The organism is Eubacterium sp. 3_1_31 (assembly GCF_964249515.1).
GTDB lineage: Bacteria > Bacillota_I > Bacilli_A > Erysipelotrichales > Erysipelotrichaceae > Longicatena > Longicatena caecimuris.
Window position 1 is genome coordinate 1 of sequence record NZ_CAXUBY010000071.1, and the last position, 8,986, is coordinate 8,986.

At 35.6% G+C, this 8,986-nt stretch carries 8 protein-coding genes and 1 CRISPR repeat array; of the genes, 3 read left to right on the forward strand and 5 right to left on the reverse strand.

From position 1 onward, the window contains the following. Positions 1-81: 81 nt before the first annotated feature. Both ACESSZ_RS15860 and ytvI read left to right on the forward strand, forming a co-directional pair. Complete coding sequence (locus ACESSZ_RS15860) at positions 82-636, forward strand: CDP-alcohol phosphatidyltransferase family protein (protein ID WP_008687421.1); 555 nt, start codon at positions 82-84, stop codon at positions 634-636. Between the two features lie 13 nt (positions 637-649). Then, positions 650-1,795: a sporulation integral membrane protein YtvI gene (gene ytvI / locus ACESSZ_RS15865; protein ID WP_008687420.1), complete on the forward strand. Its 1,146-nt coding sequence runs from the start codon at positions 650-652 to the stop codon at positions 1,793-1,795. Between the two features lie 141 nt (positions 1,796-1,936). Continuing rightward, positions 1,937-2,442: direct repeats of the CRISPR family, unit length 35 nt; unit sequence TCATTTCAACTCACGTACCTCATAAGAGGTACGAC. A gap of 179 nt (positions 2,443-2,621) precedes the next feature. Here the strand turns inward: ytvI and guaA are convergent. The 5 genes from guaA to ACESSZ_RS15890 all read right to left on the reverse strand — a co-directional run bounded on the left by guaA (position 2,622) and on the right by ACESSZ_RS15890 (position 7,099). Continuing rightward, positions 2,622-3,929: a glutamine-hydrolyzing GMP synthase gene (gene guaA, locus ACESSZ_RS15870; RefSeq protein ID WP_008687419.1), complete on the reverse strand. Its 1,308-nt coding sequence runs from the start codon at positions 3,927-3,929 to the stop codon at positions 2,622-2,624. 227 nt (positions 3,930-4,156) lie between these two features. Continuing rightward, the gene (locus ACESSZ_RS15875; RefSeq protein WP_008687417.1) at positions 4,157-4,621 is read right to left on the reverse strand and encodes a UCP014422 family protein; all 465 of its coding nucleotides are present in this window, start codon (positions 4,619-4,621) and stop codon (positions 4,157-4,159) included. Between the two features lie 50 nt (positions 4,622-4,671). Beyond that, a complete protein-coding gene (locus ACESSZ_RS15880; RefSeq protein ID WP_017144695.1) occupies positions 4,672-5,493 on the reverse strand; it encodes a hypothetical protein in 822 nt (273 codons plus the stop codon). 4 nt (positions 5,494-5,497) lie between these two features. Next, positions 5,498-6,304, reverse strand: coding sequence for a MerR family transcriptional regulator (locus ACESSZ_RS15885; protein ID WP_008687411.1), 807 nt, complete (start codon positions 6,302-6,304; stop codon positions 5,498-5,500). Positions 6,305-6,475: 171 nt separating this feature from the next. Further along, positions 6,476-7,099, reverse strand: coding sequence for a flavin reductase (locus tag ACESSZ_RS15890; RefSeq protein ID WP_008687410.1), 624 nt, complete (start codon positions 7,097-7,099; stop codon positions 6,476-6,478). Between the two features lie 374 nt (positions 7,100-7,473). Here ACESSZ_RS15890 and ACESSZ_RS15895 point away from each other — a divergent pair, with 374 nt between their 5' ends. Then, positions 7,474-8,859, forward strand: a complete 1,386-nt coding sequence (locus ACESSZ_RS15895; RefSeq protein ID WP_008687408.1) for a polysaccharide deacetylase family protein — start codon at positions 7,474-7,476, stop codon at positions 8,857-8,859. Positions 8,860-8,986: the final 127 nt, after the last annotated feature.

Below are 8,986 nucleotides of genomic sequence, written 5' to 3' on the forward strand. Positions count from 1 at the left end.
ATATAGCTTAATGAATTCCCAAGAAAGGAAGATATTATTTAATTACCTGTTTCTTGGGTAATTAAATAATACAAGAATATCATGTATATAAAAAAATCAGATATTTGTACCATACCAAATTTACTTACTATGCTACGCATAATTCTAGTACCTATTTTCATATATTATTATATGCAGGATGAACAACTGATCGCAGCTATTCTTATCCTAGCATGTGGTTTTACTGATTTCTTAGATGGCTATATCGCAAGACATACGAATGCAATAAGTGAAGTAGGTAAAATGTTAGATCCTTTTGCAGATAAACTTCTGCAGTTCGCTATTGTATTTGTACTGCTATTCAAGATTCAGCATATGAAATGGGTGTTTCTGTTATTCATGGTCAAAGAAACCAGTATGTTCTTATGTTGGCTGTATATGAGAAAAAAAGGCGGTTATATGAACGGTGCGCAGTGGTTTGGTAAGGTATCGACGGCAGTTTTCTATGTTACAATGTTTCTACTGCTCTTGTTGCCAATTAAAAACACTATATACTCAGATATCCTTTTACTCATTACAGCCATATTCTTACTGATTTCGTTCCTGCTTTATATGAAAACCTATTTCTCTATGTTTCATAAAATGAATCATTCATAAAGGAGGGTGCAGAATGGATACAGAAAAACAACGAGCCTTTATCATTCGTTTTCTGTATTTTTCCATTCTAATGCTCCTTTTTTATGTCTTTTTTCAATATATCATTCCCTACCTTTTACCATTCATTCTTGGTTTTTTCATAGCCTTTATGTTACGTCCCATTATCCGTATTTTTGTCAGGATTACAAAGGGACATGAAAAGTTTTGGAGCATTGTCATCATTTTATTTTTTTATGCATTATTAGGTGTTATATTAAGTTATTGCGGTATGAAGATATACTTTTGGACGCAAGATGTGCTTGTTAAAATACCCGAATGGTATCAAAACACGATGGAACCTTTTCTTCAAGATTCTTTCTCTCATGTCCAAGTAGTTTGGAAGGATTATGATGGGGCGATATCAAGTGCCATCACATCCATTTGGGAAGGACTACAAAATTTTCTTTCAGGATTTGTTACCGACTTATCGCAAAACATTCTAAGCATATTAAGTAATTTACTATCTTCAGTACCTAAATTCCTTTTAACCTTTTTTATAGCCATATTTTCCAGCTTCTTTTTTACTTCTGATTACCATAACCTTTCTAATTTCTTTTTTCAACAGTTCTCACCAGAAACACAAAAAATCATATTATCTATACGTTATTTTGCCACTCATACCTTTTTAAACATGTTTATAGCTACAATCAAATTAATGCTATTAACATTCTTTGAATTAGTCATAGGTCTTTCTATTTTAGATATAAAAAAAGCCTGGCTAATAGCCTTAGGCATAACGATTTTTGATGTACTTCCAATATTAGGTACCGGCGGTATTATGATACCATGGATTCTGTTTTCTTATGTTCAAGGACAACATAAACTAGCCATAGGATTATTAATATTATATTTAATTATTACTTTAATACGTAATATAGTAGAACCTAAATTAATGGGAAAGCAGTTAGGACTGCATCCTTTGTTAATGCTGTTATGTATGTATGCAGGTGGTAAATTATTTGGTGTGTTTGGATTCATGTGCATGCCGATGGTGTTACTAATCCTTAAAAATCTTAATGAAGAGGAAATTATACATTTGTATAAATGTTATAACTTACATGAATCCAAATGCAACATTTCAACTCACGTACCTCATAAGATGCGACACTTTGACAAATAATTATGTACGATTCAATTTCAACTCACACATCTCGCGAATGCGGCGTTTCTCATAGAGTGCTCTATCGAATACTTTATCATTTCAACTCACGCTTCTTACAAGATGCGACCTTCGCTGATAACTTCATCTGCTTTATTTACTTCATTTCAACTCACGTACCTCATAAGAGGTACGACATCAGCGTACTGGAAGATTATTTCAAAAAATGGTCATTTCAACTCACGTACCTCATAAGAGGTACGACCTGTAGATCATCTACCTGCTGCAGAAAGGTATCATTTCAACTCACGTACCTCATAAGAGGTACGACACTTGTTCATTTGGTTTATGATGTTCGTTAAATCATTTCAACTCACGTACCTCATAAGAAGTACGACGAGCTAAAAACTCCTGCTAAAGCAAAAGTAAAGGTTATTTCAACTCACGTACCTCATAAGAGGTACGACAGGACTAAAGATAAAAGGTGGAACAAACTCTAGCGATATTTCAACTCGCGTACCTCATAAGAGGTACGACTGGCATTCAGGACTCGTCGACAGGGTTATGAGCATTTCAACTCACGTACCTCATAAGAGGTACGACATTCATCTTCATCACTCCAATCTATTGCTTGCATTTCAACTCACGTACCTCATAAGAGGTACGACGCAAATCTTCATGTAAAACATACCATTTAAAGAAGAAATGTATAAATTTTATATACTTTCTTAATACTTCTTCAATTATTTTCTATAAATTACAACATATGATACAAAAAAATTGGTGCGAATCTCTTAGCTTTTTTATGTATGCTTCCCATTCGCACCAACTTATTAAATAGTTAAATTTATTCCCACTCAATGGTCGCCGTAGGTTTTGGTGACAGGTCATAACAAACACGATTCACATTCTTAACTTCCTTCAAGATACGATCCGTTATCTTCAACAATACCGGCCAGTCAATCTGCTCAATCGTCGCCGTCATGGCATCCACCGTATTCACCGCACGTAAAATCACAGGATATTCAAAACATCTCGCATTATCACGTACACCTACAGATTTAAAATCAGGAACAACTGTGAAATACTGCCAAACCTTTTTATCCAATCCTGCATTATGGAATTCCTCACGCAAGATCGCATCCGCCTCACGCACTGCCTCTAAGCGCTCCTTCGTAATAGCTCCTAAACAACGCACACCCAAACCTGGGCCAGGGAACGGCTGACGGAATACCATCTCATCCGGTAACCCCAATTCAAGACCACATGCACGTACCTCATCCTTAAACAGCTGACGCAATGGCTCCACTAACGCAAACCCAAGATCTTCAGGCAATCCTCCAACATTATGATGAGATTTAACCATTTTTGCCGTTTTTGTACCACTTTCGACAATATCTGGATAAATAGTACCCTGTGCTAGGTAATCAATACCCTCCAGCTTTCTTGCCTCTTCTTCAAATACACGAATAAATTCCGTGCCGATAATCTTACGTTTCTTTTCAGGATCCGCAACATTTTCCAATTTTCCTAAGAATCTTTCACTCGCATCAACATAAATCAGATTCGCATCCAATTGATTTTTAAACACTTCCACAACACTTTCTGACTCACCTTTGCGCATCAAGCCATGGTTTACGTGTACACATACTAATTGTTTACCAATTGCTTTAATCAATAAAGCTGCCACAACGGAACTATCCACACCACCAGATAATGCCAGTAATACTTTTTTATCCTTTACCTGTTCACGAATCAACTCTACTTGATCCGCGATAAAGTTTTTCATATTCCAATTTGTTTCACATTTACAATCATCAAATACAAACTTCTTTAAAACAGCAAGACGCTCTTCCTTATCCTCACTCCATGCATCCAATACATCCTCACATGTTGCCAATTCATGTGCAACTGCCATTACCGAATAACCGTGTGCATAAACATGCGCATCAACATCAATACGTTCACCGTCTACGATATGATTAGGTCCACCATTAATGATAATACCCTTCACATTTGGCAATTTTACCAGTTCTTCCTTCGTGATATCATGTGGATAAATTTCACTATACACACCTAATTCACGAATTTCACGAGCTAATCTAGTGTTTTCACTGCTGCCCAAATCTAGAATTACAATCATGTCTTGTTTCATATTCATTTTCTCCTTCTTTTCTTCATAAACAGTTTACCATAATCTGTAAACGGTTGCACGATTGGATTGTAATTTCTATTAGAAAATCTTACATCTTCTCTCATGCACGCCTTTTCCGTAAAGAAAAGTGCTGAAATCCTATGTTTGACTTCAACACTTTTACGCAAACTACACTTATCATAGTATCTTTACACAGATATAGGTGGTAATCATTTTCCATAGTACCTTTAAACACCATCTTCTATCATAATCTTTTTTGCGCGATTTCCTTTAATCACAAAGGAAAGTTCGCAGAATTCTTCGTACGTTTCTTCCATTACCTGCTTAATCATATTTTGTGTATCTTCATGAATCTGTTTTTCCTTGAAGAATGCTGCAATCGCCTCTTGATAATTATTATTATACTTTGTATTCAGCAGTTTCCAATTTACATCCTTAAAATATGATAAGATTTCTTTTCTTATCGCTACCTTTCCTTGCATCAACACGACCGCTATGATTGGATAGCCTGCATAATGCTGCCAAATAGTCGCATTATCATTCGAAGAATAGGTATTTTCTAAAAAGCGTACCGTATACTTTTTCGTATGATCACTGGAAATTACATACGCTTCATCCTCTTTCATTTCTACTCTGCCATCCGCAACTGCACTATACGCCTCATAAACCTTTGCTAAAGGTGATGTTATCATTGAGAAACCTCCTCCTTCATCTGTTGTTATATTGGTTATCACGACATGAATCATTCTTTTACCACTTTTTTATTTAACATTCGCATGACTTGTTTGGCTGCTTTTTGTACCTTATTCTCCTGACACATAGCACATTCATTAATAAAATCTTTCCACTCCTTAGGATAAGCACTTTTACGAAACCAATCCTTTAAAAATCCTAATATTTGACGTCTAGCGGCCATTTGACATGGTATCGATACTTGTCCATGATGATAAAATACATGATTATTAATGTTTTGCGCACACATAAGAAGCTTCTTTTCCTCTTCGGGAAACCATTGCAACAAGGCCGGCATCCCCTTGATTGTATTTCCAAAAGCAGCGATCTCCTGTGTCATTAGATTTTCCATATAGCATTCCCGAAAAGAAGAAGCCATTTCCTGATTTCCCACCTGCATCAGCATGGCAATGATGGAAACCATCCCATAACGCAAAAAAGCATTTTCATGGTGCAATAACCTTTTGCATTGATCATGGTATGCAAAGACTGCCAAGGGCTGATGTTTGGCAAATTCCATGACTACTTTTTGCGCTTGGTATTTTAAAGCAGATGGATCATATTCCATGATGTCGCACAAATCTTTTAACACTATAGGATCATTTTGCAAACACCGATAAGTTGCGACTGCATCTTTTTTGGCTAATTCTCTTTTTAACTCCTCTACTCTTCTTTCTACTCCATCTTCCGATATGCTTTCCTTTTTATTTTCTGACATTCTTCCCTTGCCATCTTCTGATATCCTTTCTCTTCCATCTTCCAACCGTTTTTCATGATCTCCTTTAACCACTTTTACAGTTTCCTCTTCACTTTCCTTTCCTGCTACTAACATTCTTTCATCCCCTTTCATATGGCACAATGATCTTTGTTACATATTTATCCGGATTTCCCTTTAACACGATACCCGGCCCTTTTTCATAATGCTGCCAATATGGCAATTGCAGATGCAAATGATGTTCTTGCGCATAATCCAGTAAGGCTTTATAGCCGATGTGCAGCGTTTCATAGCTGCCAATATGATATAAAGAGAGAACTGGCCGTGCCTGAATCTGCCCAATAAAAAAATCATTAGGAACTGTTTTTATCTCTTTCTTTAAAGCTACACACACTCTGCTTGCCATCATTTCATCATAAGCCTCCTCAAAATATATTTGAAAGATAGCACCTTTTGTATTTCCTTTTAACTCTTTATACAAGCGTTGGACATAAGTTTTGATTTTATCATAACTGCCTTGAAAAGGGATAGCGGCATACTGAATCTTTTCGCATATTTCTTCTTGAATCTGGTAGAGGGCATTGGCCTGCTTCGTGAAATCGCGTTCTTTTAGATAGCTATCCATCGCTTTCATACAGGCTTTTTCTTCCAAAATATTTTTCTTGATCAATGCCATCTTTTCCTGAAGATAATAACAGATGTCCTCATCATTCTCACAGTTTTGTAAAACATCCTTCATTTCCTGAATAGAAAAATGAAATTCTCGCAGCATGCTAATTCGTCTGGCTGTTTCATAATCCTTATCGCTATATAAGCGGTGTTGTTGCTCATTGCGTTGACTTGGTACTAATAGTCCTTCCTCATCATAATAACGTAAAGCTTTTATGCTGAGTTGTGTGATATTAGAAAATTCGCTGATTTTATACATGATAGACCTCCCTTCCTCTCTACTGTAACACCTCCCCTGCACAGGAGGGCAAGCAGTTTCATCCTTTTTATCTGTCGTTTATTTTCTTTTATTGTACCATGTATCGCATACAGAAAACAGCTTAGAAAAAACAGGAGCGTTATGCCTCCTACACACTCCTGTTTCCCTTGTCTAGATTTTTTCAAAGACCGCTGCCGGTGCTCCACAGATTGGACAAATATAATCCTGTGGCAATACTTCTCCTTCATAAAGATAGCCGCAAATACTACAGCGCCAGCCATGTTTTTCTGTTTGTTCTTGATAACTGGATGCTTTCTTTGGTGTCGTTCCATTTTTTACCTGATGATAATACGCATAGGTCATGACTTCTTCCTCGCTTAAGACCTCCATATCAACAACCTCACCAACAAAGATTACATGACTTCCCACATCCAGGTGGGATACGACTTTGCAAGTATAGTAAGCACAGGTATGTTCACTGACATATGGAATTTGTTGCCTATCTTCCCGATGAGTTATCCCCTCATACTTATCGATATCCTTTCCGGATTGAAACCCAAAACGACGAATTACATCCATGTCAATGTTTTGACTCACGACAACCGCATTAAATTTACCGCTTTTTTCGATAAGCTGCTCGGTATAGTTTTCTTTATTTAAGGTAATGCTAAGTTGTATCGGTGATGAAGTCACCTGTTGCAATGTATTTGCCACACAACCGCTTATTTTATCTTCATAGCTGCTAGATATAATATACAAACCACAACTTAATTTATATAAACTTTTCTCATTCATATGAAATCCTCCTATTTTTATAATGCTAGTATGTATGAAAATTATACATATGTCTAAAGTTTTGCCCATGTTATAATAAATGAACCTATCTTATGGCTGTAACCGTATGTTGTTTGATAGCCTTTATTTAGTTGCACTCGTCTTCAATTATAAATTGATGTTAAAATGTTTAAGAAAAGTTAAGAGAAAATTATAAAAATATATGTCATAATAAAGATGTCTTTTCTTACATTTCTATTAAGACAACAACATGCAAAAAAGCTTTTTCATGCCAATATGAATGCAAAAATAGTCAGTCAGAATTTTACCTAATTCGACAAATGTCTGATATAATGAAGAAAATATGAAAAACTATAGGGTACAGGAGGATTTACATGACACAATATAAAAAAAGCAGAAGAAGTCACATACGATGGGATCGTTTGGCAATTATTATGGCCGGGATCATCGTTATTGTGGCTGGAATCTTTGTGGGGATCAAGATGTTAGCAACCAATCCATATGAAAAATATGATGCTTATAACGAAAAGACTAAATTATATGGGGAATTGCAACATGATAGTCAGAAGGAAGAAGATGTTTATTATCTATCTGTACATTATCCTGAATATCAAGAAAAAGTGATGAATGATCTTGTCGCTAACTATCGGAAAAAACATGTAAAAGTAGATAAAAAGCATAGCGGCATGCAATATATTATGGTGGATTATGACAGTAAACTGCTATATGACAGTTATATCACATTAACTTTCCATCAAGTTATTAAAGATGAAAATGATAAAGTCTTAAAGAAAGAAGACGTATCTTATAATTACGATATTAAGCGTAAAAAATTAATGGATGTAAAAGATGTTTTACGCCGTGATTATATTGTGATGCTGAAAAAACTGGCAAAAGAAAATGGTTTTAAAGAAGATCAGATAAAAATTGCAAATTTGAACAGCTTCATTTTGCAGGATAAGAAAGTCTCCTTCTATTTTGACGCAAATGCATCAAAAACATTAGATGTTGTTTATGAAGATCATAAACCATACATAGCTTTGACAAATGCTAAAATTCCTTCTTATTATATGAAAGATCCTATCATCCCAGCTGCGCAGCCGGCTGTGAAAGAAGGAAAGAAATTAATTGCCTTTACCTTTGATGATGGACCGGCTAGTGAAAATACGAAAGCGATTATGGATGAATTTGAAAAATATGGTGGACGAGCAACTTTCTTCATGTTAGGACAAAATGCGGATCTGAATCCAGATTTAGTAAAAGAAGTATATAAACGCGGACATGAAGTTGGTAACCATTCTTGGGATCATTCACAAGGTATCGCTGTAACAAATACGTTAACCAAAAAACAAGTAAGTGAAGAAGTTTATAAACCAAATGATGTCATCTTTAAAGCGACCGGCTTTGAGCCTCGCTATTTCCGTCCGCCTTATGGAGCAATTGGTAATACATTGGATTCCGTATGTGGTTTAGATATGGTTGGTTGGGATATTGATTCCTTGGATTGGCAAAATCATAATCCGGAAATGATGACAAGTATTATTAAAAAAGGGGCTTCCGTTGGTTATGAAGTTGTCTTAATGCACGATATTCATAAAGAGACTGTAGAAGGTGTTAAAAAGGTGTTAAAAGAATTGGATGCACAAGGTTTTCAATTTGTGACAATTGATACCTTGATGAAACAAGATCGTAAATATCTAACGGCTTACAATAATGAGCGAATGCATAATATTGTGATTACTTCCAATGTAGGAAAGTAATACTCACCTTATTCAATTAATCTTTGATTCTTTAAAGAGTTCCAACACAGTGAAATGAACCCCAAAGTTTGGACAATCAAATGAAAGGGGTTCATTTTTAAATGTCAAAACTTACAAGAGAACAAAA

Bases quoted from the DNA above. Each gene is read 5' to 3' on its own strand.
- ACESSZ_RS15860 (WP_008687421.1), top strand. From the start codon at position 82: ATGTATATAAAAAAATCAGATATTTGTACCATACCAAATTTACTTACT.
- ACESSZ_RS15875 (WP_008687417.1), bottom strand. From the start codon at position 4,621: ATGATAACATCACCTTTAGCAAAGGTTTATGAGGCGTATAGTGCAGTT.
- ACESSZ_RS15885 (WP_008687411.1), bottom strand. From the start codon at position 6,304: ATGTATAAAATCAGCGAATTTTCTAATATCACACAACTCAGCATAAAA.
- guaA (WP_008687419.1), bottom strand. From the start codon at position 3,929: ATGAAACAAGACATGATTGTAATTCTAGATTTGGGCAGCAGTGAAAAC.
- ACESSZ_RS15880 (WP_017144695.1), bottom strand. From the start codon at position 5,493: ATGTTAGTAGCAGGAAAGGAAAGTGAAGAGGAAACTGTAAAAGTGGTT.
- ytvI (WP_008687420.1), top strand. From the start codon at position 650: ATGGATACAGAAAAACAACGAGCCTTTATCATTCGTTTTCTGTATTTT.
- ACESSZ_RS15895 (WP_008687408.1), top strand. From the start codon at position 7,474: ATGACACAATATAAAAAAAGCAGAAGAAGTCACATACGATGGGATCGT.
- ACESSZ_RS15890 (WP_008687410.1), bottom strand. From the start codon at position 7,099: ATGAATGAGAAAAGTTTATATAAATTAAGTTGTGGTTTGTATATTATA.